Genomic DNA, 23968 nt, shown 5'->3' on the forward strand with positions numbered 1-23968 from the left:
AAGTGGAATGCGGTTTTCGGACAAGAACACGCGCAAAAGAGGAATGGCCACATGAACTGGGTATCGATCGGCACGCTCTCGGACATTCCGCGTCGCGGCGCGCGCTGCGTCGCCACGCCGGAAGGAAAGATCGCCGTCTTTCGCACGGCCGACGATCAGGTCTTTGCCATCGACGACCATTGCCCGCACAAAGGTGGGCCGCTCAGCCAGGGCATCGTCCATGGCACGGCGGTGACCTGTCCCTTGCACAATTGGGTGATCTCGCTGGAGACAGGCAAGGCGCTCGGCGCGGACGAGGGCGCGGTGCGCACCATTGCCGTGCGGGTCGACGGCGAGCGGCTGTTCATTGCGCTGGAAGCGCTGGCCAGCCGCGCGGCGTGAACCATGCAGATTGATGAAGCGCGCGAGGTGAGGACCACCTGCCCCTATTGCGGGGTGGGTTGCGGCGTGCTGGCGAAGGTCGCCGCGGACGGTGAAATAACCGTTCGCGGCGACCCGGACCACCCGGCGAATTTCGGCCGGCTCTGCTCCAAAGGCTCGGCGCTGGCTGAGACCATCGACCTCGACGGCAGGTTGCTATACCCGGAGATCCACGGTCGCCGCACCGACTGGGACGAAGCGCTCGACCTTGTCGCTTCGACCTTCTCGCAAACCATTGCCGAACACGGCCCCGGTTCGGTCGCCTTTTATGTTTCCGGCCAGTTGCTGACCGAGGACTATTACGTCGCCAACAAGCTGATGAAAGGCTTTATCGGCTCGGCCAATATCGACACCAATTCGCGCCTGTGCATGGCCTCGTCGGTCGCCGGCCACCGCCGCGCCTTTGGTTCGGACACCGTTCCGGGAAATTACGAGGACCTGGAACTTGCCGACCTGATCGTGCTGGTCGGCTCCAATCTCGCCTGGTGCCATCCGGTACTCTACCAGCGCATTGCCGCCGCCCGGGAAAAGCGGCCCGAGATGAAGGTGGTGCTGATCGACCCTCGCCGCACCATGACCTCAGACATCGCGGACATGCATCTGGCGATCGCGCCCGATGGCGACGTCGCTTTGTTCACCGGGCTGCTCGCCTATCTCGGCCAGCACAACGCGCTGGACCGCACCTATATCACGGCGCACACGACCGGCTTCGGGCAAGCGCTTTTCGCCGCCTCGGCGCTCGATCTTGCCGGCATCGCGGCTGCCACGGGTCTCAGTGAGGACGAACTGGCCCGCTTCTACAGCCTGTTTGCCGCGACGGCGAAGACGGTGACCGTCTACAGCCAAGGCGTGAACCAGTCGTCTTCGGGCACCGACAAGGTCAACGCCATCATCAACTGCCATCTGGCCACCGGCCGCATAGGCAAGCCCGGCGCCGGGCCGTTCTCGGTGACCGGCCAGCCCAACGCCATGGGCGGCCGTGAGGTCGGCGGCATGGCCAACATGCTGGCCGCCCACATGGAGATCGAAAACCCCGAGCACCGCGAACGCGTGCAGCGCTTCTGGAATGCCCCAACCGTCGCCGAAAAACCCGGCCTGAAAGCGGTCGAGATGTTCCGAGCGGTGGCCGACGGACGCATCAAGGCGCTGTGGATCATGGCCACCAACCCGGTCGATTCGATGCCGGATGCCGATGCCGTCGAAGCGGCGATCAGGGCCTGCCCGTTTGTTGTGGTCTCGGACGTGCTGGGCGAGACCGACACGGTCCGCCACGCCCATGTCCGGCTGCCGGCCACCGCATGGGGCGAAAAGGATGGCACCGTCACCAATTCGGAGCGCCGCATCTCGCGCCAGCGGGCTTTTTTGGCCAGGCCCGGCGAGGCAAGGCCAGATTGGTGGATCATCACTGAAGTCGCCAAGCGGATGGGCTTCGGCGAGGCTTTTTCGCATGTGTCGCCGGCCGACATCTTCGCCGAGCACGCGGCGCTGTCGGGCTTCGAGAATGACGGCGCGCGCGATTTTGATATAGGCGCGTATGGCGATATCGGTGCAGAGGCCTATGAGGATCTTCTGCCGTTCCAATGGCCAGCGCCGGCTCCACCCTCCCCCTTGAGGGGAGGGTCGGCACGCGCGTTGAGCAAAGCGAAACAAGCGGGACGGGGTGGGGTCGGTGGTGAAGTCTCGACCTCTCCGGGTCGCCCCACCGAGGTGGAGGCCGTCGCAGATGACCCCCTCTGGCCTGCCGGCCATCTCCCCCTCAAGGGGGGAGATCAGCCTGCTGCTCGGCTATCGCCAGTCTCCCAGGTTGATGAGTGGGCGCAGCCGGCAAAACTGCCAATCTCCCCCCTTGAGGGGGAGGTGGCCGGCAGGCCAGAGCGGCGCGCGCGGCGCCAGCCGGAGGACAAAAGCACCCGCTTCTTCGCCAACGGCAATTTCTACACACCCGACGGCAAGGCACGCTTCATTGCCATCCGCCCAGCCGCACAAACCCGCACCAGCCTGGACTACCCGCTCGTCCTCAACACCGGGCGCGTCCGCGACCATTGGCACACCATGACGCGGACCGGCAAGAGCCCGCGCCTGTCGCAGCACATGGCCGAACCGTTCGTCGAAATCCACCCGGCGGATGCGCAGCACTTCGGTATCGGCGATGCCGACATCGTGCGCGTCTCGACTGGCCATGGCGAGGTGCTGGTCCGCGCCCTGGTGACGGTGCGCCAACGCCAAGGCTCTGTATTCGTTCCGATGCACTGGACCGATCAGATCTCCGCCCGCGCGCGTGTCGATGCACTGGTCCCGCCGACGACCGATGCGATTTCAGGTCAGCCGGCCTCGAAGAACGTTGCCGCCCGCCTCGAACGCTTCGCTGCCGCAGCCTTCGGTTTCGCGGTGCTTGCCGAACGGCCCGCCTCGATCGACGCCGATTACTGGAGCCTCGCCCGCTGCCCCGCCGGCTGGCGGCTTGAAATTGCGCTGCAGGACAGCCGTGACTGGACCGGGTTTGCCGCCTCCCTGTTAGGCATGGAAGGCGAGACGCTCGCCTATCACGACATCGCCGGCGGGCACCATCGCTTCGCCCGTTTCGCAGGCAATCGGCTGGTCGGCGCGCTCTATCTTGCGCCTACCCCGGTAGCGGTGTCGCGCGGGTGGGCAGTCGAACAACTTGGTGCTGACCATGCCGATCGGCAGGCGCGGTTGGCGATTGTCGCCGGGCGGCCGGGCGGCAACAGCGTCGACCGCGGTGCCACCGTCTGCGCCTGTTTCGGGGTCGGTGCCAACCAGATCGCGGAAGCGGTACGCGGCGGCTGTACCAGCGTCGCGGCAATCGGCGCCGCCCTTCACGCCGGCACCAATTGCGGCTCTTGCCGCGCCGAGATCAAGACCATTATCGACGGGCGGCGTCTGCAAGCTGCGGAGTGAATGCACCGAGAAACTCTGCCGTGCCGCTGCATGATGCTTACTAGCAATTTACAAACCATGGGCTACCAACGTCCTGACTTCGATTCGCTCGGAACGGGAGCCCCATGAGCAAAGCCCTGACCTCATTCGCGCTTGCCACCATGCTGACGGCCTTGCTGATGGCGCTCAGCCTGGCGGTGGCCAGGCATGGCTATCCCTATGGCGCGATCGGCGCCAAGCGCTTGAGCGACGTCGCCGATGCGGGGACGTTCATTCCGCTCGCGGCGATCTATTTTTTCAGCGCACTGCTGATGATGGTTCTGCCGATCAGGCTCGCTGGCATCGTCCTGACACATGCCGCCGATGCGATCTTCTGGACGGTCATCGTGTTGTTTGCGGTCATCGTTGGATGTCTCGCCGCGAGATTTGCTTTCGGTCAGCGCGATGTGCTCTCCGCACTGCTGAACTGGCGCTTCCTGTTTGTCGCAGCCGTCGTCGGGTGTCATCTGTTCATCAACGAGCTGCGCCGCAACATCTTGTTGAGAAGCCTGTTCTTCGTCGTCGTCGCCGCAGCGACACTGGCCTGCCTGTTTTGGTCCTTCACCGTCTGAGCATGTGCGACCGTCGGCAGGCGGCTTAATTCTTGTCGACCGGCTTCGAACGCATTCGCGAAACGGTCTCACGCTCGGCCCGCTTCGAACGCATCGGCGGCAGGCCGCGGTCGATCAGGTCCATGTCTTCCAGCACCATGTCGCCCATCCGCTTGAAGGCGATGTCAAGCGCGCCGGCCCGGTGGGCGGAGCGCAGGAACCCCGGCAATGTACGGACCGGGTGATCCTGGGCCAGAGGCTCCTCAGGAAAAACATCGCTGGCGGCGACGATATGGCCGCTGCGGACGGCGTCCATCAGTGCCGGGAAATCGACCACGCCGGCTCGGCTGAGCAGGATGAAAGCGGCTCCCTTGCGCATCCTGGCAAACGCCTCGGCACCAAGGAAACCCTGGTTTTCGCTGGTCACCGAAGCGACGACGAAGATGAAATCGCTGTTCGACAGAACGTCGTCGAGAGAGGCCGGCTCGACGCCGTTTTCGATCAGGATCGACGGCGGCAGCCACGGGTCGAAGACTTTTGTCCGCGTGCGAAAGCCTGACAGCAGCCGGTTGAGCGCACGGCCAAGATCGCCGAAGCCGATAATGCCGACATCCGCGCCGGAAAGAAGCCGTGCCGTCCGGTTGCCGTCGCCGCCCCACAGCTCCTTGCCATGACGAAATGCGAGATCGGCGTCGACGATGCCGCGGGCGAGGTTGAGCGCCATGGCAAGGCCGAGCTCGGCCACCGGTTCGGCAAACACCAGCCCGGTGGTGACGACATGGATGCCGCGCGAAAACAGCGTCTCGTAGGGCATGTTGTTGATGAGGTTGCTCTCGACATTGAAGATGCAGCGCAGCGCCTTCATTCTTTCCAGCGTCTCCGGCGCGATAGGTGGCTGGCCGACGATGTAGCGCGCCTCGGCAAGGATATCGGCCGGCAGCGCCGCCACCGCTTCGGGCGATATTTCGACGATGCGGTATTTCGATCGAAATTTCGCCAGCGCAGCCGGCGTGAAGATCAGGTCGAGCGTGCGCGGTTCGGGTGCGCTGATCACCAGCGGCAAGGCGCTGTCGGACATGATGATTTCCTCCCGTGCGATCCGCGTCGCACCACACTAGAATCGTCTTCCCCGCCCCGACACCTATCACATGCCTGTCGAGGAGGAGAAGTTTGCCTGCCTTCGGCCTTGCGGTGCGGCGGTCGGTGGTCCAGATAGACGGCGATCGAAGGACGACAAGGAAGACAGCGACATGATCCCGTTTCGAAAGAACCTCATCGATGGAGAGTGGGTAGGCGATGCCGGCTCCCGTAACATCAACCCGTCCAATCTCGACGACGTGGTCGGCGAATATGCATCGGGAGGCGCCGAGCACGCCCGGCAGGCCATCGCGGCGGCGAAAGCGGCATTTCCGGCATGGTCTCGATCGGGCCTGCTGGCACGCCATGCGGTGCTGAGGAAGGCGTCGGACGAGATCACCGCGCGGAAAGATGAAATAGGCCGGGCGTTGGCGCGCGAAGAAGGCAAGACGCTGGTCGAGGGCATCGGCGAGACTGTGCGGGCCGCCCAGATATTCGATTTTTTCGCCGGCGAGGCGTTGCGCCTGTCGGGCGAGCTGGTGCCGAGCGTGCGGCCCGGCGTCGGCGTCGAGATCACCCGCGAAGCGGTCGGCGTCGTCGGCATCATCACGCCGTGGAATTTCCCGATCGCCATTCCGGCTTGGAAAATCGCTCCGGCGCTGGCCTACGGCAACACCATCGTCTTCAAGCCGGCGGAACTCGTTCCGGAGAGCGCCTGGACCATTGTCGACATCCTGCACCGCGCCGGGCTGCCCAAGGGTGTGCTCAACCTGGTGATGGGCAAAGGTTCGGTGGTCGGCCAGGCGATGCTCGACAGTCCTGACCTCAACGCCATCACCTTCACCGGCTCGGTCGGCACCGGCAAGCGCGTCGCCGCCGCCAGCGTCGAGCACATGCGCAAGTTCCAGCTCGAAATGGGCGGCAAGAACCCGCTTGTGGTGCTCGACGATGCCGACCTTGCCGTCGCGGTCGACTGCGCCATCAACGGTGCCTACTTCTCGACCGGCCAGCGCTGCACGGCGTCGTCCCGCCTGGTGGTGACGGACGGCATCCACGACCGCTTCGTCGAGGCGCTCAAGGACCGCATGGCCAAGTTGGTCGTCGGCGACGCTCTCGATGCCAAGACGCAGATCGGGCCGGTTGTCGACCAGAGCCAGCTCAAACAGGACGAGGACTATATCGCCATCGGACGTCAGGAAGGTGCCGATCTCGCCTTCGGCGGCGAGCGGCTCGATCGCGAAACCCGCGGCTTCTATTTGCAGCCTGCGCTGTTCACCGAAACCACCAACGCCATGCGCATCTCGCGCGAGGAGATTTTCGGCCCGGTCGCCAACGTCATCCGCGTCAAGGATTATGACGAGGCGCTGGCGGTGGCCAACGACACGCCGTTCGGGCTGACGTCCGGCATCTGCACCTCGAGCCTCAAGCATGCCACGCACTTCAAGCGCAATTCGGAAGCCGGCATGGTCATGGTCAATCTGCCGACGGCCGGCGTCGACTTCCACGTGCCTTTCGGCGGGCGCAAGGGATCGAGCTACGGCCCGCGCGAGCAGGGCCGCTATGCCGCAGAGTTCTACACCACGGTGAAGATCGCTTACACGTTTGCCGGCTAAGAAAAGGCGGCAGACCAGCCAGGCAGCGAGCAAGTCGATGGCATCTGAGAATACGGACCTGACCTGGCTCAATCCGCCGCCGCACCACGCCTTCGGCAACAATACGGTGCATGTACGGACCGGTGAGGAGACCGACTTCTGGCGCGAGACGTTCTACGGCTTCTGGCGCGACAATGGCCATTTCCTCTATCGTGAGGTCGAGGGCGATTTCAGCGCCGAAGTCACCGTCAAGGGGCACTATGAGGTGCTTTACGATCAGGCCGGGCTTATGGTCCGTCTGAGCGAGACGCACTGGATCAAGGCCGGCATCGAATACACCGACGGGCTGATGTATTTTTCCGTCGTCGTCACCAACGATGCCTCCGACTGGTCGCTGGCCAGCATTCCGGCCGATCCGGACGGGGTCAGGATCCGCATGACCCGCCATGCCGAGACGATCCGCGTCCAGTATCGCGACCCATCTGACAAGCACTGGAAACCGGTGCGGCTTGCCTATTTCCCCCCGTCGAAAACGGTCGATGTCGGCATGATGTGCTGTTCGCCGCAGCGCGAGGGCTTCGAAGTGACATTCAGCGACTTTTCGATCGGCCCGCCGATCTCGCGGGAGCTTCACGACTGAGGCGCCGCGATCCGGTCGGGCGGTTTGCGTCCGGCCCCGCCTCAGTAGGTCGCCCGGCCGCCGGAGACGTCGAAGACGGCCGCCGTTGTGAACGAGCATTCCTCGGACGCGATCCAGCAGATCAGCGCCGCCACCTCCTCGACCTCGCCGAACCGCGCCATCGGTATTTTGGACAGCATGAAGTCGATGTGTTGCTGGCTCATCTGCTGGAAGATCGCGGTGCGCACGGCCGCCGGCGTGACGCAGTTCACCGTTACTTTGGTCTTGGCCAGTTCCTTGCCGAGCGATTTGGTCATGCCGATCACCGCCGCCTTGGAGGTGCTGTAGGCCGAGGCGTTCGGGTTACCTTCCTTGCCGGCAATCGAGGCGATGTTGATGATCCTGCCGTAATTGCGTTCGAGCATATGCGGGACCAGCGCCTTGTTGCAGAAGAAGACGCCGTTGATGTTGATGTCGGTGACCCGGCGCCAATCCTCCACCGAATACTCCCAGGTCGTCATGTTCGGCCCGGTGATGGCAGCACTGGTGACAAGGACATCGACCGCGCCAAGCGCTTCGATCGTCTCTCCGGCGGCGGCTTCGACCGCTATGGGGTCGGCGACGTCTAAGGTGACGCTGTGCAGGCCTGCAACAATGGCCTTGGCCTGCTCGATCTGGGCGGCATCGCGATCCCAGACCGAAACACGCCCGCCTTCGCCAGTGATCCTTTGCGCGACAGCCAGGCCGATGCCTGAGGCGCCGCCGGTGATAACAGCAGATCGTCCGGCAAATCGTCCCGCGAAACTCATCGGCATGTGGTCTTCCTCCCAATTGGCGGCGAATGTGAAGTCAACGGCGGACAAGTTCAAGCGCGGACTTGCAACCTCAGAACAGCTTATGATGGGCCAGCACCGGTCAATTGTACGGCACTGCCTTCTGGCCAAATCGTCTCGCCCGGTATGGAGAGAACGGCTGGAACGACGCGCCCGGTTGGCATCCGGGTGACAGGCGGCGCCGGATGGGTTATATTGCACTGCACAATGCGAGCGCCTGCAGGCGAGGCTCCCATCGATCCGACGAATCGGCCCACGAGCGGCCCATGAAATCGGCATTGAGCTGCAAGGACGGAAAACCGCTATCGAGATGAAGATTCCAAAATCTCTGTTGATCGATCCGGACAAGAACACGGTCTATGGCAGCTTTGCCGTTGCCGTCTCGATCTGGGCGTTTTCCTACTCGACCATTTTCGGCCAGGCCATGATCCTGGCCTATTATGCAGTCTGGCTACCGCTCATCCTGGTCGACTACCGCAAGATATTAAGGCACGCTTCCAGCGCCTGGCTTCCGCTGGCCTTTGCAACCTATGTCTGCTTCTCGGTGTTCTGGTCGGCGGCTCCCGGCACCACGGCAAGAACGGCCGTCCAATATTGCTCCCATATCGCCTGCGCCTACATTGCCGCGCGCACCGTCAGCGTCCGGACCTTGACCATAGGCGCCCTGATCGGGATTTTCGTCGTCCTGCTCTACTCGCTCAAGGTCGCGAGCTATTCCTACGACGTTCTCGATGGGACGTATAATTTCGTCGGCGCGTTCAGCTCCAAGAACCAGATCGGCTTTGTCGCATCGCTTGGCATCTATTTCTGCGTTGTCTACCTGGCCTTTCTCAGGCGCGGCCGGATAAGCTGTTTGTTGATCGTACCGATTGTCCTTCTATCGGGCTATCTGCTGGTGGTGTCGCATTCCGCCACTTCGATGGCATCTACCCCCGCGGTTCTCGCTCTGGTCGCCCTGCTTTCCATCGGCAAGCTGCTTTCGCTCCGCCATCGCCGGGTAATTTTCATAATCGGTGCGGGCGGGCTGGTCGCCTGCACCGTGATTGCGCTGAATCTCGGGCTGATGGACTTTGTCCTTGGCCTTTTCGGCAAGGATTCGACGCTCACCGGACGAACCTACCTCTGGCAACAGGGCTGGAATGCCGCGCAGCAATCGCCCATCCTCGGCGTCGGCTACGCGGCTTATTGGGTGCAGGGCTTCTCCGAGGCCGAGCGGCTGTGGAACGAATTCTATATCGCCGCGCGAAGCGGCTTCCACTTCCACAACACCTACATCGAGACCTTGGTGGAACTCGGCTTCGTCGGCGCGACACTGCTTTCGCTGATCATCCTGCGCACGCTCTGGGGTCACGTCTCGGCGCTGATATTCAGGACATGGCAAGCCGACTCCGTGATTCTTGCCGGCGTCATGGTGCTTCTGTTCATCCGATCCTTCGTCGAGGTCGAGACCCTCAATCCCTACATCATGGGATCGTTCCTGCTGTACTACAGCTACTTCAAGCTGGTGAGGGTGCCGGCCGTCGCTCCTTCCCGGTGGAGCGCCGTGAACCATCTCGAGGAACCGGACGCCGTGCGAGGCTAGAGCGGGCGGATCCAGGCGGTTCGTTGCCCGAAGGCCGCCTTGTTTTCTGATCCATAAGATCCCAAACGCAAAAACCCCGCAGACCGCTGCCTGCGGGGTTGGTGCTTTGCTCCGGTGGAAAGAAGCTACTGGATGGCCATGGGCGCCGGTTTGACCTTGATCACGTCCCCTGGCAGCACCGGCGTGTCTTCATCGGCGGTGATTTCGCTGGTCTTGCCGTCGACCACCCGCACCAGGGAAAATGACAAGGCCGCTGGTTCGTTGTTGCCGTAGAATTGCGGCATGGGGCTGCCCGACAAGGCTTCGGACATCAAGGCCTTTTCCATATTCAGCTTCAGCGTCGCCTCGTTGAGATCGGCTTCCGTCTGTTGCCGGTCGGTCGCGAGGCTGGAGTTCTGGGTGTTCTCGAGATCGATGGCGTCCTGGGTGGCCTTGCTGATCGACTGCTTGGCCGTGAGAATCGCCGTTTCGTAATCCAGGATCTGGCCCTCGAGGTCGGCGATGGTTTGCTGCGAGTTCAAAACCCGCGTGTTGACGACCAGGCCCTTTTGCGCCAGCGAGCCGATGCCGTTGAGCTGCTCCTTCGCCAGATCAACCTGCTTCTGCTGGTTGACGATCTTTTTCTGCAGCGAATCGATCTCGCTCTGCAGCAGCGCCTTCAAATCGTCGAGCGCCTGCAAGCGCAGCTTGAGTTTCTTCTGGTCGGCCGCCAGGATCGCCGTCTCATCGGCAACGATGCTGGGCAGCTTCGGATCGTCGGCCACCTCTTTCGGCACCGCGAATGTCGGCTTGTCCGCCAGTTCCGCTTCGATGCGGGCGCGCTTGACGGTCAGCCTGACCAATTGGTCTTGTAGTACGTCGAAATTGCCCTTGGCATTGATCAGGTCGCGGTCGTAGCGCTGTCCGCTCTCCGGGTTCCGCCGGGCTCCGCCGGCAATGCTCATCGCTTTCAGCACGGACAACCCAGGCACACAAGGATACTGGCCGGGCGATTGCACCTCGCCAGAGATGTAGAATGGCCGGTACTGCGCCATTTCGACGGAAGCCTCCGGCTTGTCGGCCAGAGCGAGCTTGCGCTGCAGCGCCTCGCCGAGCGATGCCGCGATCTCCGAAGTCGTCTTGCCGGATGCGGGCATCTCGCCGACGAAGGGAACCGACAAGGTTCCAGCGGGGCCGACCGTGTATTCTCCATTGATGGCCGACCAGTCACGAAACGTGCCTTCGACGGTCTGCCATTCCGCCACGCGGATGGTCAGCTTGTCCTGTGCTCCAAGCCGATAGTCGTCGGCGAAGGCAAACTGTGGCAAGGCTAGCGACAGGGTCAGGCCGGTCGCCATTGTAAGGCAAGTCGTCAAAAGCCGTACTCGCCGCATGCGTCTGGAGAGAATGCCGGTGCAAAAGATATCGATTATATCTGCTTTCAACTGAGCGTTTCCGATCTGGTTTGCCCCGCCCGATGAGCTGCCGATGCCTGAGTTAGGGGCCTGAGTTCCGGGCCCGAATTCTGGACAGCCGCTCCTCGATGCACGGCCAGCAAGCGGCCGTCAGTAGCAGCCTCGCGACATCCAGACCGCAGGTACGGTCTTGATGATGATGCGAATGTCTTCGAACATCGACCAGTTCTCGACATAGTGCCTGTCGAATGCGACGCGGCTGTCATACGAAACATCGTTGCGTCCGCTGACCTGCCAGAGCCCGGTGAGGCCGGGGCGCGATTTCAGGTAATAGACGGCCGAATTGCCATATATCTCCAGCTCATCGCGCACCACGGGACGAGGCCCGACCAGGCTCATATCCCCCTGCAGGATGTTGATGATCTGCGGCAACTCATCGAGGCTGAGCTTCCTCAGCACCGCTCCGACGCGCGTGATCCGCGGGTCGTTCTTCAACTTGCGGGTCGCTATCCATTCGGCGTTGGCCTCCGGATTCGCGGCGAGATAGGCAGCAAGCACCCGCTCGCCGTCTGCAACCATGGTGCGGAACTTGAGGCACGGAAAAATCCGTCCTCCGCGGCCGATTCGGCTGTGACCATAGAAAATCGGCCCGCCATCGGAAAACCTGACAAGCAGCGCTATCATTACGAACAGCGGGCTGAGAGCGACCAGGCCGATCAGCGAACCGACAATATCGAAGCTGCGTTTGAGCAGGCCGCCAATCGGTGGCGGAAAATCGACGCCGGCCTGCGAAAAATCCGCATCGGCCGGCTTGGCTACGTCCCTCATGCGTAAACTCCATACGTTGAACGGATGGTTTACCGCACGATACCAAAAAAATGTTGCAGCGCAACACACAATTTCTCAGACGGCTGTAATAGTCGCGTCATGAACTGACTAAATAATAAACTCGTCCTGCACAAAATTTCCCATTTATGTCGCAAAAGAGACAGATTATGGGCAATTTTGGAAAAGCTAGTCCAATTTTTGGGCTGATTTTAGGCGAATCGCTCTTTATACCCTCCTGTGGAGCTTTGCCGTCATTTAGAATTTCAAGATAATGACTGATGTTATGATAAAATACTATTCAATATTATGAATCATACTGGAGCGAGTCGATATCCGGCAATTAGTGGTGATGCCGACGTGTGCGTTGCACCATGGCGGAGTCGATCCCGAGGATTCGTTTAAAATTTATTCCGCAGCTGCCCTTGCCGCCTATTGCGCGGCTCAATAGAGTTGCAAATTGTTTCTGTCGGACTATGGACAGATTGGGCTAGGCCGGAAGCAACCGGCCAGAAGCGGGCAACCTAAATAAGCTCGCAGAGTTTAAGGGAGGTGCTCGGGGTGGGCTTGTCGACATTTTTTCCCGAGCCGGTTGATGGGCTATCGGGTATGTCACTGCCAAAGTTCATTATCGGAATGTGTTTTGCGCTGGCGATCGTGATCGTCTGGTCCTATTTGGGCGGCGCCTCGCTCGGTACGACGCTGTTTCGTGTCATCGGCTGCGCTATAGTCATCCAACTGGGTTATTTTCTGCTGGTCTTTGCCATGGTTGCCAGAAATGCCCCGACCCCGGCCGACAAAATCCGCGACGCTGAACGAAAGCTGAGTTCGAACGAAGCGGCCGAAGGCGAGAAACTCAGCGCCAGGAGAGGCCTTCACTGATTTCGGGCCTGGTCGCGGTCTGCGATGTCCATGTGACCTGTGGTTAAGCTCGCCGGTCCTCTGACGAATTGCTCGCCTCAAACGACACCGGCAGTCGGCATTCCTGCTCTTTCAATTCCTTGACACTGCGGGCCTCGACGCGCTCGCTCCGCCCCGCCGCCGTCCGGTCGGCGAGGATCAGCAACTGGTTTCTGCCAGTCGAGCGCTCTGATGGAGCGTGTAGGAACGGCTCTGCCAAGCGGCGCATTTCTGGAGCCATCCCGATTGAGGCTCGCCGCCTGCCCAACCGGGCCATGACACCCAGCAAAATGAAAAACTGGACGGCGCCGATGATTTTGGCGATGCTTGCTTCGCACTTGCAGCATAGGCGTTTGGGCCGATGCATTTCAGAATGGGCGGTGGGGCATTGAGCGGACGGGGCGAGGAAATCCGCAACGACTTCTGCAATCGAGAGGCATGTTCATGACATCATTCCAGGTCTGCGTGATCATCGCCGCCCGCAATGCGGCGCGGACAATCCCGGCTGCCATTGCATCGGCATTACGCGAGCCTGAGGTTGCGGAAGTTGTCGTCGTCGACGACGCGTCTACCGACGATACCGCGAAAGTCGCCCACGCGGCCGGCGACGGCACGGGCCGCCTTTCCGTCATCCGCTTCGACGTCAATCGCGGCCCATCGTTTGCACGCAACGCCGCGATAGCCGGTTCCAGGTCGCCGTTCATCAGCATTCTGGACGCTGATGATTTCTTTTTCGAAGGCAGGTTTCACAGACTGTTCGCCAGCACCGATTGGGATTTCGCCGCAGACAACATCATGCTTGTCAGGGATGACGCGGCAACCGACGTTTCGAAAATCGTTGCTCCACCGTTCTCGCCCGAGCCGGAATTCCTCGATTTCGAGGGTTTCATCGACGCCAACATCTCCAGGCGCCGTGTGCAACGCGGGGAACTGGGCTTCCTCAAGCCGGTGATCAGCCGCGCCTTTCTCGATCGGCATGGGCTGCGCTACGACGAGAAGCTGCGCCTGGGTGAAGACTATGAACTCTATGCGCGCGCGGTTGCCCATGGCGCGCGCTTCAAGGTCATCAAATCCTGTGGCTACGGCGCGATCGTGCGCGCCGATTCGCTGAGCGGACGGCACAAGACCCAGGACCTGAAGCATCTGGCCGATGCCGACCTGGCGCTGCTTGCGATCGACAGTTTGCCGGAGGCATCGAAGGCTGCGCTGAGAAGGCACGAGCGGCACATCCGCGACAAATACCGGTTGCGGAAGTTTTTAGACGTGAAGGCTGAGCGTGGGCTGGCGCCGGCCGCGGCCTACGCCTTGGCCGGCTCGTCCAACCTCACAGCCGTCGTCCGCGGCGTCGCCTCCGATAAGCTGGATGCGCTGTTTCGCCGCGCCGGCCTCGCCGCGAAGCGTCAGCATGTGCCGCCGCTGCGCTTCCTCATGGCCGGAACCAGCACGGCCAGCGAAAGCTAGGCCCGTCAACGTGCGACGGCGGTAGCTACTCCCTTACCCTTCGGTCGGCTCGGACCGTTTCAACGAGATTCATGAGTTTACGATCTAGGTGGTTGCCTATCCGCGCAGGGAATGGCAATCTATGTTGCGGTGCAGCAATTTTGGACGGCCAACCGAACTGGCCCGAGACATACCCTGTCGGAGGAGCTGGACGATGCAAGAAATGTCTGTTGAATGTGGACGCGCACTAAGGCCGTTCACCAGCTCGACGATGATGGGGCGCTGACTGCATGGCCTCGATCTTTCGCTTCCGATCGAGAGATCCGGCGCGCGACACGCAGACCGACACCTCGCGCCTCGATCGGTTGGCAAAGCTGCTGGACCAGATCTCGGCCGAAGTCGAGGCGGAGAAGAGCGGCCTTGAGAACCGCTACAGGACGACGGCTACCAATGCCGCCTTTCTGGTCGAGGCCATGGAGAACGGAGCGGTCTCCTCTCGCAGGTCTTCCGAAGTCGGCGAACTGACCAGGTCGATCCTGAATTGCGAGCGGCGCATCGCAGCGCTGTCGCGCCAGATGCAGATGATGAAGGATCTCCGTCATTCGCTGGATGAAATCTTCGACGAGAAGCGGCAGAACGGTCCCGACATAAGGACCGATTTTGTGAAGCCCGCCGATTCCGGCACAGGCTGAGCGAACACCCCGGGTCGGCGCAATGGTTTTAGGCACAACACGGAGCTTGGGAGCGACAGAGGTCGAGATCAGGTTGTTTCGTCACGGTTCGAACGATCGCTTTGGGGGCGCACAGCACAAGGTGAATTTGATATGAACGCAGATCTTAAAAGCACGCCCGCCCCGGCAACCCGAGGCACCCTGTTCACGCACCCGATCCCAGGCAAGCTGCGGCGGCTCCGTTCAGACGGCGCGTTTCTGCTGATTGGTCTCGTCAGCATGGTTGCGGGCCTGGTGCCCGTGCGCGCCCAGGATCTCCCAACCGCGCCGTCCTTTGTCGATGATTTCACCAGCCTCAGTCGCGCGCGCTGGTACATTTCCGACGGCTGGACGAACGGCAAGCATCAGAACTGCACCTGGTCCAAAAGCCTGATCGGGCTTTCCGACGGCATGCTGACGCTCGGTTTCGAGAAGCGCAAGCTGAAGGATCGCGAATTCGCCTGCGCCGAGATCCAGACCAAGCAGCGCTTCGGCTACGGCACTTACGAGGCGCGGATGAAGACCGACACGGGCTCCGGCGTCAACGCGGCATTCTTCAGCTTCGTCGGCGATGCCGACAAGCAGCCGCATGATGAAATCGACTTCGAGGTGCTGACCAAGGACACGTCCAAGGTTCAAGTCAACGCCTACATAGCCGGCAAAGGCAAGAACGAGAAACTGGTCGACGTCGCTGGCGGCACCGACAAGGCCTTCAACGACTACGCCTTCGTCTGGGAAAAGGACCGGCTGCGCTGGTACGTCAACGGCAAGCTTGTCCACGAGATCACCGATCCGGCGAAGCTGCCCACCCATTCGCAAAGGATCTATTTCAGCCTGTGGGGCAGCGATACGATGAAGGGCTGGATCGGGCCGTTCTCGGATCCGGGCCGCAAGCTCACCATGCAGGTGGATCGTGTTGCATTCACCGCACTTGGCCAGCCCTGCCAATTCCCCGAATCGCTGGCATGCAAGACAAACTAGAAGCGCATCTGAATCGGCCGGGCCGAAGGTGGTCGGAAAACCGAAGCTCGAAAAGGCCCGAAACCTTGAACAGGAATGAAACCGAATGAATTTGACTGTCTTTGGAATCGGCTATGTCGGTCTTGTACAGGCGGCGGTGCTTGCCGAAGTCGGCCATCAGGTGGTCTGTGTCGACATCGATGCAAAAAAGGTCGAGCGGCTCAATCAGGGTCATGTCCCGATCTTCGAACCGGGGCTCGAAAACATGGTCAAGGAGAACCATGCCGCCGGCCGCATCAAGTTCACCACCGACGCCGCCGCGGCGATCAAGCATGGCCAGATCCAGATGATCGCCGTCGGCACGCCGCCGGGCGAGGATGGTTCGGCCGACCTCAAATATGTGCTGGCCGTCGCCGAGGCCATCGGTCGTGAGATGGACGAGCCCAAGATCGTCGTCGGCAAGTCGACCGTGCCCGTCGGCACCTGCGAAAGGATAAAGGCCAGGATCGCCGCAACGCTGAAGGCGCGCGGGCGCGAGGATCTCGCTTTCGACGTCGCCTCCAATCCGGAATTCCTCAAGGAAGGGTCTGCTGTGAGCGACTGCATGAAGCCCGACCGGATCATCGTCGGCACCAGCAACGAGGACACCGAGGCGGTGATGCGCGAGCTCTACGCGCCGTTCAACCGCAACCACGAAAAGATGATCGTGATGGATGTGCGCAGTGCCGAGTTCACCAAATACGCGGCCAATTGCATGCTGGCGACCAAGATCAGCTTCATGAATGAAATGGCCAACCTGGCCGAGCAACTGGGCGCCGACATCGAGGAGGTCCGCAAGGGCATCGGCAGCGACCCGCGGATCGGCTACCACTTCATCTATCCGGGCCTCGGCTATGGCGGCTCGTGCTTCCCGAAGGATGTGCGTGCCCTGATCAAGACCGCCGAGGCCGTCAAGTTCGACGCCAAGCTGCTGCGTGCCGTCGAGGAGCGCAACAACCAGCAGAAGTCGGTCCTGTTCGAGAAGGTGGACCGCTATTTCAAGGGCAATCTCAAAGGCAAGACATTTGCGCTGTGGGGCTTGGCCTTCAAACCCAATACCGACGACATGCGCGAGGCCCCGGCCCGCACGCTGATGGAAGCGCTCTGGGCCGCCGGTGCCAATGTGCAGGCCTACGATCCGGAGGCGATGCAGGAATGCCAGGCGATCTACGGGCTGCGCGACGACCTGCAACTGTGCGGCACCAAGGAGGCCGCGCTGCGAGGCGCCGACGCGCTCTTGATCGTGACAGAGTGGAAGAGCTTCAGCGCGCCGTCCTTCGATGCGCTGAAGAACGCGCTGACCACGCCCGTTATCTTCGACGGACGCAATCTCTACGACCCCAAGGTCATCGCCCGCCACGGCATCGAATACCACAGCATCGGTAGAATGGCGGCGTGACGCTAGGGCGGTCCAGCAAGGAGCCAGGTCAATGAAAGTTCTGTTTGCGGGCGGCAACGGCTACACGCCGCAGTTCAGCGGTGGCGTTCAGTCGAGCACGCACCATCTGGTCGAGCAGCTGCGCGAGCACGGTCATGACGCCTCGGTTCTGGCGGCGCTGTTCGGTGACGGCATGTTCGGCTTCAAGGCGCGCGCCAAGATGAAGCTGCTTCGTCAGCGAGCGGTCATCGACAGCTATCCCGGCTATCCGGTCGTGCGGGCATGGTTTCCCTGGGAGGCGGCGCGCTTCGCGGTCGAACGGCTCGATCCCGATGTCGCCGTCGTGCAGTGCCACAAATCGGTGCCGATCGGAAAGGCGCTGCAGGCACTCGGCGTGCCGCTGGTGGTCTATCTGCGGAACGTCGAATTCCACGAACTGGCCGGCGACCTGCGCGAATTGCATTCGGCGCTTTATATCGCCAACTCCGAATTCACTGCGCGCACCTATAAGGAAAGGTTCGGCATCGATTCGACCGTGATCCCGCCGACCATCAATCCCGGGCTCTACAGCACGCCGACCACCGGTGAATTCGTCACGCTGATCAATCCCTACAATGAAAAAGGGTTCGAACTCGCCGTGCGCATCGCCGGCCAATGCCCCGAAATCCCGTTCCTGTTCGTCGAAAGCTGGAAGCTCGACGACGACCATCGGGCGCAGATCGAACAGATCATCGCCCCGCTGCGCAACGTCAGGCTGGAAAGCCGTACTAGCGACATGAAGACCGTCTATGGCCGCACCAAGATTCTGCTGGCGCCCAGCAAATGGGAAGAGGCCTGGGGGCGGGTGGCATCCGAGGCCCATTGCAGCGGCATTCCAGTCGTCGGGTCCCGTCGCGGCGGCCTGCCGGAAGCGATTGGCGCCGGCGGCGTGGTGCTCGACTATGACGCACCGCTCGACGACTGGGTCGCCGCGGTCAGGCGACTATGGAGCGACAAGGCCGAGTACGATCGGCTGTCGGCGGCGGCGCAGCTGTTTTCGGAGCGGCCGCAAATGAACCCCGACAGCCAGTTCGCGACCTTCCTCCGCGTTCTCGACAACGCCAGGCAAGGCGCGCTGGAGCGTGCCGCCTGATGCATTTCGTCCAAAACCATGCACGTTGCCCAAAAGCCGGCTCTCGCGCCTGACCGGGGTGGGAGCTGCCTTGGGACAAAGACACGCACAACACCAGACGCTTGAGGCGCCTCGCACGGTGGCGACGGGCGCCATCCCTCATCCGCGCGAGCAGATCGCCGACCGGCCTCGGAAGGTCGTCCATTCGATGAAGATTTGCTTCGTAGTTGATAAGTTCCCCTCTTTGTCGGAGACCTTCGTCCTCGACCAGATAGAAGGGTGCCTCGAGCGCGGCATGCAAGTCGGCGTCGTCTGCAACGAGACGTCCTTCGGCAAGGACAGCAACATCGACGATCGCCGCTGGCAGGCTCTCCCTGGCAAGGTCGTCTGCTGGTGGGGCGGGCTGGGGCGCTTTCGCCCGACGCTCAGGAGATGGTCGGGCAGGTTCTGGGATAAGCTCTCGACCGCTGTCGACATCGCTTTTGCGCGCAAATTGCAGAACGCCGATGTGATCGTCGCGCATTTCGGCAATAACGGCATGCGCGTCGCCCGCGCCATGAAACGAGGCCGGATTTCCGCTCCGCTGGTGACCATATTCCACGGCCGCGATGTCGGCGAACCGCTGCATGACAACACGCTCACGCGCTACAAGGTTGTCTTCGACAAGGGCGTTCTCCAGCTCCCGGTGAACGCGTTTTTCCGCGATGCCCTGATCGGCGTCGGAGCACCCCCGGCGCAAGTCATGGTTCACCATATGGGCGTGCGGCCCGGTGAGATCGGCTACCATTGGCGTTCCTGGGACCGGGACACGCTGTCCTTCATCTCGGTCTGCCGGCTGACCGAAAAGAAGGGCATCGAATTCGCCCTTCGCGCGCTCGCCAGCCTGCCGCGGCGCGACTGGGTCTATTCGGTGATTGGCGGCGGCGAATTGCTGGAAGAGTTGAAGAAGCTCGCCGCAAATCTCGGCGTTGCCGACCGGGTGACTTTCCTCGGGCCGCGTCCGCACGCCGAGGTCAAGCAGCGCCTGCGCAATGCCCACGTATTCCTGCTGCCTAGCGTTGCCGCGCGAGACGGCGATCTCGAGGGTATTCCGGTGGCGCTTATGGAGGCTATGGCCGCCGGGCTGATCGTCGTCAGCACCTATCACTCGGGCATTCCCGAACTGATCGAGGATCAGGAGACAGGCTTCCTCGCACCGGAGCGAGACGTTGCGGCGTTGGCCCGCAAGCTTGTCTGGGTGGCCGAGAACCCGGACAAATGCGAGCGCATCGCACGTGCGGCGCGCCGCAAGATCGAGCAGGATTTCAACGCGGACGTACTCAACGAACGTTTTGCGCAGATCGTTGCTCAACTGGCCGAAGCTAGGCAGCCGGCATGAACGCCAACCCGCCCCCCCAGTTCGGTCGCGTCGCCCTGCGCGGCGGCGTGGTGACGATCGGCGCGCAAGGCTTCAAGATGGCGATCCAGTTTCTCTCCGTCATCGTGCTTGCGCGTCTGCTCGTGCCCGAGGATTTCGGCCTGGTGGCTTCCGTCGGGCCGATCGTGGCCTTTGTCGGGCTGCTTCAAAACCTTGGCCTGCAGCAGGCCGTGGTCCAGCGCAAGGACATCAGTACCGAGCAGCTCAACCAGGTATTCTGGATCAGTGCGCTGGTGGGGCTGGGCAGTGCCGTGGTGGTTGCATGCCTGGCGCCCGCCATCGCTGCCTTCTATGGCGATCAACGCATGGTCGGGATCACCATCGGCTCTGCCTTGCCGCTGCTGCTTGGCAGCCTCGCCGCGGTGCCGCTGGCGCTGATGAACCGTCACTTGCGCTTTGGCCAGCTCGCGCTGAACGACGTGATAACCGCTGCTGCCGGACTTGCGACTACCGCAATCGCCGCCTATGCGGGGCTGGGCTACTGGTCGCTGGTCATCGGCCCTGCGGTATCGGCCGTTGTCGCGCTGGCCGCGGCATGGCAGGTGGCGCGCTGGACGCCGTCGCGGCCGGACCTGAAGGTCGATACCGACATATTGTCTTTCGGCGCCAATCTGACCGGCTTCAATCTGGCCAACTTCTTCTCGCGCAATCTCGACAACATCCTGATCGGAAAATATTCGGGCGCGATCGACCTCGGCTATTATGACCGCGCCTACAAGCTCCTGCTGTTTCCGCTGCAGAACATCAACCAGCCGCTGACACGCGTGATGGTGCCGCTGCTGAGCCGCATCCATGAGGACAAGGCGCGGTTTCGCGACATCTATGTGCGAACCAATTGGATGCTGGCGGCCATCACTATGCCCGGCATCGCGGCGCTGACGCTGACGTCGGACCAGGTCGTCGGGCTTCTCTTCGGCGAGCGCTGGACGGCGGTGGCGCCGATCTTCGCCTGGCTGGGCATCGCCAGCCTAATCCAGTCCGTCTCGAGCACCACCGGCTGGATCTTCATCTGCCAGGGCAAGACCAAGACCATGTTCCACTGGGGCATCTACTCGTCGCTGACGACGGTCGCCGCCTTCATCATCGGCCTGCATTGGGGCGCCGTCGGTGTCGCGGCGGCCTACGCGATCAGCGGTTATATGCTGCGCGTCCCGGTACTTGCCGTTCTTGTCCACCGGGTCGGCCCGGTGACCGCAGCCGACTTCCTGGTCATGCAGGGACTTTTCATCGCGTCGTCGCTGCTTGCCTGGTCCGTGTACCGCGAGTTGCCGGCATCGCTGACCGGCCAGTCAGACCTGCTCGCGGTGGTCCTGGCGGTTGCCCTCAATTATTCGATCGGCCTGGTCCTCATGCTTGCCCTTCGCCAGTCGCGCACCGCCCTGTTCACCACGCTTTCCAGCGCCATGCGCAACGCCCGCTAGGCCGGCAATCACCGGCCTCAAAAGCTCACCTGCCGACATCGCCGACGCATGCTCCTCAAGCACTGCCTGAAGGCTCGTCCTGCGATAGAGATCGAGATTGGCGGTAAGTCTGCCGAGCTTCTCGCTCGCTTCCTCGGGCGTCACCGTGTCGATGTCGAGCAGCAGGTCGGCGACGCCGATCCGCTTGGCAAGTTCCTTGGTCTTGAATTCATAGGCGATCGGCAGCACCGGCGTGCCGACGCAGAGCGACATGATCATCATGTGCATGCGCGTTGCGACAACGAAGTCGAAGCCTTTCACCAGTGCCATCAGTTGCTCCGGCGTGTGGAACGAAGCGTCCACGCTGACATGCTTGGCGATCTCCGAATCGAGTTCGGCAACGATAGCCCGCGCCGTCTTGGAATCGTCATGGGCGTATTCCGGCACGCCCTGGCAGGTGGAGACGAAGGTGACCTCCTTGGCGTGGTCCCTGACCAGGATGGTCGCGATCGCGCGGATCGAGTCGATGTAGCGGCGCATGCCGCCCTCGCCGTCGCTGACATAGTTCCAGTGGCGGACGGAAATGGCGACGCGGCCGGTGACGGTCGCCGACTGGCCGGAGGCCAGAATTTTTCCGATCCTGTCGGTGTCGGCCAGGGCAAAGACGGCGTCGGCCACGACGTGGCATTTGCCGGGGTCTTTCACCATGTCCACAATGTGGCCTCGCGAACGTTCGTCGCGCAGCAGGATGAGCGGGCTCCGATCGAAGATTGGGCTCAACTCCTGGCGATTGTAACTTTTGTTGAACGGGCCGAGCGATTGCGTGAAGAAGACGGGGTCCTTGCCCAGAATCGCGTCGATCCGGAATTGATTGAGTCGCCGTTCCAGATTGTAAGTCTCGACAAGATAGGTTCCGCCTGTCGTGACCACGAGGTCGGCGTCTTTGTAGATCTCGAGACCACGGCGATTGCTTGAGCTGAACAAACGCCCGAGAACGCCGCGGATGCCGAACCGCCGCAGGGCATTGAGGACGAGCCGATTGTAGATCGGCTTGAACAGGTTCTTCAGCCCGCTGCCGTATTTGTAGCGGAACAGCGATTCCGACAGCAGCTTGTGGAATTCGAGATCAGGATACTCTTTCTTCGTGTAGAGCCTCGCCGCCACCTCCGGCTGGCTGTCGAAGACGTAGAACTGGATATCGTCTTGCACGATCGTCTTGAAGACATGGCGGATCGCCAGGAGGATCGCTGCATCCCCGGTATTCAGGCAGACGGTGTTTTCAACCGCGATCTTCATGGAATGACCTCATTTCGTGAGTAGTCCCGTGCTTCCATCGACGGGTGCGAAGGGGGCGGATTGCAGGCGGGTTGGCCGAAAATGCTGCACGCCAAGGATGGTCCTCGCGTCGTGATTATTGGCGCGCAGCCCGATGGCAGGCCAGCGCGCGGTCCATGTGGGCCCAAGCAGAGCGAGATTAACCCATCGATTTTGCAGTGCAACAAAAAACGGGGATCTTTGCTACGCTGCAACCAAAAATGTTGCGATGCAGCAAGAGCTGTACTAGCATTGTCGCGGGCGGGCCAACAGCGGTCGAGTTTTCATGCTGCATGTCTTGTACTTGGTACACGACGTCTCCGACCCGGCGGTGCGCCGGCGGATCATAATGCTCAAGGCAGGCGGCGCCCAGGTTACGCTGGCGGGCTTTCGTCGTACGGCAAGCGCAGTTGCTGACGTCGAGGGCTTGCAGCCGATCGATCTCGGGCCGACTCGTGATGGCCGATTCGCCCAACGTCTGGCCGCGATCATGAAGGCAGTCGTCTCGACCGGCTCGAAGCTGGGCTCAATGCCACGGCCCGACCTCATTATCGCGCGCAATCTGGAAATGCTGGCGCTTGCCCGCCGCGCCAGGTCGGCTTTCCAGGCAACGGTGCCGATCGTCTACGAGTGCCTGGATATCCATCGCCTGCTGCTTCGCGACGATCCGCTGGGCTGGGCGATGCGCGGCGCAGAACGCTTCCTGGCCAGGGATGTGAAGCTTCTGGTGACCAGCTCTCCGGCCTTCATCGCCAACTATTTCAAGCCGTTCGGACAGATTGCCGCCCCGGTCGAACTGCTCGAAAACAAGTATTTCGAGCCAGCCGCGGCCTCGCTGGATGACCGCGCGGCGCCGGAGAACCCCGTTGCGCCGCCTTGGCGGATCGGCTGGTTCGGGGCGCTCCGCTGCCGCCGCTCCCTGGAGCTTCTGGCCGAATTTTCGCGCCGCCTCGACGGCCGCTTTGAAATCGTCCTCAGGGGCCGCCCGGCGCTGTCCGAATTTCCCGATTTCCACGGTTTCGTCGAATCGGAACCCTGGCTCTCGTTTGGCGGGCCCTACCGCAATCCCGAGGATATGGCGGCGATCTACCGCGAGGTCCACTTTTCCTGGGCCATCGACTTTTTTGAGCAGGGCCTGAACTCCGAATGGCTGCTGCCCAATCGGCTCTATGAGGGCTGCCGCTTCGGAGCCGTGCCGATTTCGATGGGAGCCACCGAAACCGGCCGGTTCCTCGACCGGCAAGGCATAGGGGTTCTTTTGCCAGAAGCCACGCCCGAGGCGCTCGAAGCCGCCGTCGGCACGATGGAGCAGCGTCGGTTCGAGACATTGAGGGCGCGTGTTCTCGCCCGCAATCCGCGCACCTGGAGCTACGACCGCGCCGATTGCCGGGCACTCGTCGAAAAGCTCCGCGGGCTGACTGCGGCTCCCGGTCCATATGCTGCCGAAGCATTGGCATAGAAGGACTGCC

The 23968-nt window shown here is 62.0% G+C and carries 19 protein-coding genes and 1 pseudogene; 15 read left to right on the forward strand and 5 right to left on the reverse strand.

All coding sequences use genetic code 11. From position 1 onward, the window contains the following. Positions 1–51 precede the first annotated feature (51 nt). The 3 genes from nirD (at position 52) to NKI24_RS18310 (ending at position 3929) form a co-directional block, all read left to right on the forward strand. On the forward strand, positions 52–381 hold the full coding sequence (nirD, locus tag NKI24_RS18300) for a nitrite reductase small subunit NirD (protein ID WP_352448440.1): 330 nt from the start codon (positions 52–54) through the stop codon (positions 379–381). Positions 382–384: 3 nt separating this feature from the next. After that, positions 385–3339 carry a nitrate reductase gene (locus NKI24_RS18305; protein WP_352448441.1) on the forward strand — a complete coding sequence of 985 codons (2955 nt, stop codon included), beginning with the start codon at positions 385–387 and terminating at the stop codon, positions 3337–3339. 104 nt (positions 3340–3443) lie between these two features. Then, positions 3444–3929: a hypothetical protein gene (locus NKI24_RS18310; RefSeq protein WP_352747188.1), complete on the forward strand. Its 486-nt coding sequence runs from the start codon at positions 3444–3446 to the stop codon at positions 3927–3929. A gap of 25 nt (positions 3930–3954) precedes the next feature. Here the strand turns inward: NKI24_RS18310 and NKI24_RS18315 are convergent, their stop codons facing one another. Beyond that, positions 3955–4986, reverse strand: coding sequence for a hydroxyacid dehydrogenase (locus NKI24_RS18315; protein ID WP_352448443.1), 1032 nt, complete (start codon positions 4984–4986; stop codon positions 3955–3957). 175 nt (positions 4987–5161) lie between these two features. Between NKI24_RS18315 and NKI24_RS18320 the strand changes: the two genes are divergently transcribed. Together NKI24_RS18320 and NKI24_RS18325 are read left to right on the forward strand one after the other, a co-directional pair. Next, on the forward strand, positions 5162–6598 hold the full coding sequence (locus NKI24_RS18320) for an aldehyde dehydrogenase family protein (protein WP_352747287.1): 1437 nt from the start codon (positions 5162–5164) through the stop codon (positions 6596–6598). Between the two features lie 37 nt (positions 6599–6635). Continuing rightward, positions 6636–7217 (forward strand): DUF1349 domain-containing protein, encoded by a 582-nt coding sequence (locus tag NKI24_RS18325; protein WP_352448444.1) that lies wholly within the window; start codon positions 6636–6638, stop codon positions 7215–7217. Positions 7218–7258: 41 nt separating this feature from the next. On the opposite strand, the gene NKI24_RS18330 is transcribed toward NKI24_RS18325, so the two are convergent. After that, entirely contained in the window at positions 7259–8011 is a 753-nt protein-coding gene (locus tag NKI24_RS18330; protein ID WP_352747190.1) for an SDR family NAD(P)-dependent oxidoreductase, read from the reverse strand. Between the two features lie 328 nt (positions 8012–8339). On the opposite strand from NKI24_RS18330, the gene NKI24_RS18335 reads away from it, so the two are divergent. Beyond that, positions 8340–9611 (forward strand): O-antigen ligase family protein, encoded by a 1272-nt coding sequence (locus NKI24_RS18335; RefSeq protein WP_352448446.1) that lies wholly within the window; start codon positions 8340–8342, stop codon positions 9609–9611. 125 nt (positions 9612–9736) lie between these two features. Here the strand turns inward: NKI24_RS18335 and NKI24_RS18340 are convergent, their stop codons facing one another. Both NKI24_RS18340 and NKI24_RS18345 read right to left on the reverse strand, forming a co-directional pair. After that, entirely contained in the window at positions 9737–10948 is a 1212-nt protein-coding gene (locus tag NKI24_RS18340; RefSeq protein WP_352448673.1) for a polysaccharide biosynthesis/export family protein, read from the reverse strand. Between the two features lie 207 nt (positions 10949–11155). Next, the gene (locus NKI24_RS18345; protein ID WP_352448447.1) at positions 11156–11833 is read right to left on the reverse strand and encodes a sugar transferase; all 678 of its coding nucleotides are present in this window, start codon (positions 11831–11833) and stop codon (positions 11156–11158) included. 558 nt (positions 11834–12391) lie between these two features. Here NKI24_RS18345 and NKI24_RS18350 point away from each other — a divergent pair. The 8 genes from NKI24_RS18350 to NKI24_RS18385 all read left to right on the forward strand — a co-directional run bounded on the left by NKI24_RS18350 (position 12392) and on the right by NKI24_RS18385 (position 21206). Beyond that, positions 12392–12712 carry an exopolysaccharide production repressor protein gene (locus tag NKI24_RS18350; protein WP_352454700.1) on the forward strand — a complete coding sequence of 107 codons (321 nt, stop codon included), beginning with the start codon at positions 12392–12394 and terminating at the stop codon, positions 12710–12712. A gap of 456 nt (positions 12713–13168) precedes the next feature. Further along, a complete protein-coding gene (locus NKI24_RS18355) occupies positions 13169–14191 on the forward strand; it encodes a glycosyltransferase family 2 protein (protein ID WP_352448449.1) in 1023 nt (340 codons plus the stop codon). A gap of 269 nt (positions 14192–14460) precedes the next feature. Further along, on the forward strand, positions 14461–14862 hold the full coding sequence (locus NKI24_RS18360; RefSeq protein ID WP_352448450.1) for a hypothetical protein: 402 nt from the start codon (positions 14461–14463) through the stop codon (positions 14860–14862). Between the two features lie 132 nt (positions 14863–14994). After that, a complete protein-coding gene (gene exoK / locus NKI24_RS18365; protein WP_502901471.1) occupies positions 14995–15861 on the forward strand; it encodes an endo-1,3-1,4-beta-glycanase ExoK in 867 nt (288 codons plus the stop codon). A gap of 85 nt (positions 15862–15946) precedes the next feature. Next, positions 15947–17278, forward strand: a complete 1332-nt coding sequence (locus tag NKI24_RS18370) for a UDP-glucose dehydrogenase family protein (RefSeq protein WP_352448451.1) — start codon at positions 15947–15949, stop codon at positions 17276–17278. 31 nt (positions 17279–17309) lie between these two features. Continuing rightward, on the forward strand, positions 17310–18389 hold the full coding sequence (locus NKI24_RS18375) for a glycosyltransferase (RefSeq protein WP_352448452.1): 1080 nt from the start codon (positions 17310–17312) through the stop codon (positions 18387–18389). A gap of 70 nt (positions 18390–18459) precedes the next feature. After that, complete coding sequence (locus NKI24_RS18380) at positions 18460–19746, forward strand: glycosyltransferase (protein ID WP_352747196.1); 1287 nt, start codon at positions 18460–18462, stop codon at positions 19744–19746. After that, on the forward strand, positions 19743–21206 hold the full coding sequence (locus NKI24_RS18385) for a lipopolysaccharide biosynthesis protein (RefSeq protein ID WP_352747199.1): 1464 nt from the start codon (positions 19743–19745) through the stop codon (positions 21204–21206). The genes NKI24_RS18380 and NKI24_RS18385 overlap by 4 nt, the downstream gene beginning before the upstream one ends. Positions 21207–21428: 222 nt before the next feature. Here NKI24_RS18385 and NKI24_RS18390 read toward each other — a convergent pair. Further along, positions 21429–22481 (reverse strand): annotated as a pseudogene (locus tag NKI24_RS18390) (polysaccharide pyruvyl transferase family protein); the annotation flags it as partial. 304 nt (positions 22482–22785) lie between these two features. On the opposite strand from NKI24_RS18390, the gene NKI24_RS18395 reads away from it, so the two are divergent. Further along, on the forward strand, positions 22786–23958 hold the full coding sequence (locus NKI24_RS18395) for a glycosyltransferase family protein (RefSeq protein ID WP_352747202.1): 1173 nt from the start codon (positions 22786–22788) through the stop codon (positions 23956–23958). Positions 23959–23968 lie beyond the last annotated feature (10 nt).

This window comes from Mesorhizobium sp. M0701 (genome assembly GCF_040320365.1).
Lineage (GTDB): Bacteria > Pseudomonadota > Alphaproteobacteria > Rhizobiales > Rhizobiaceae > Mesorhizobium.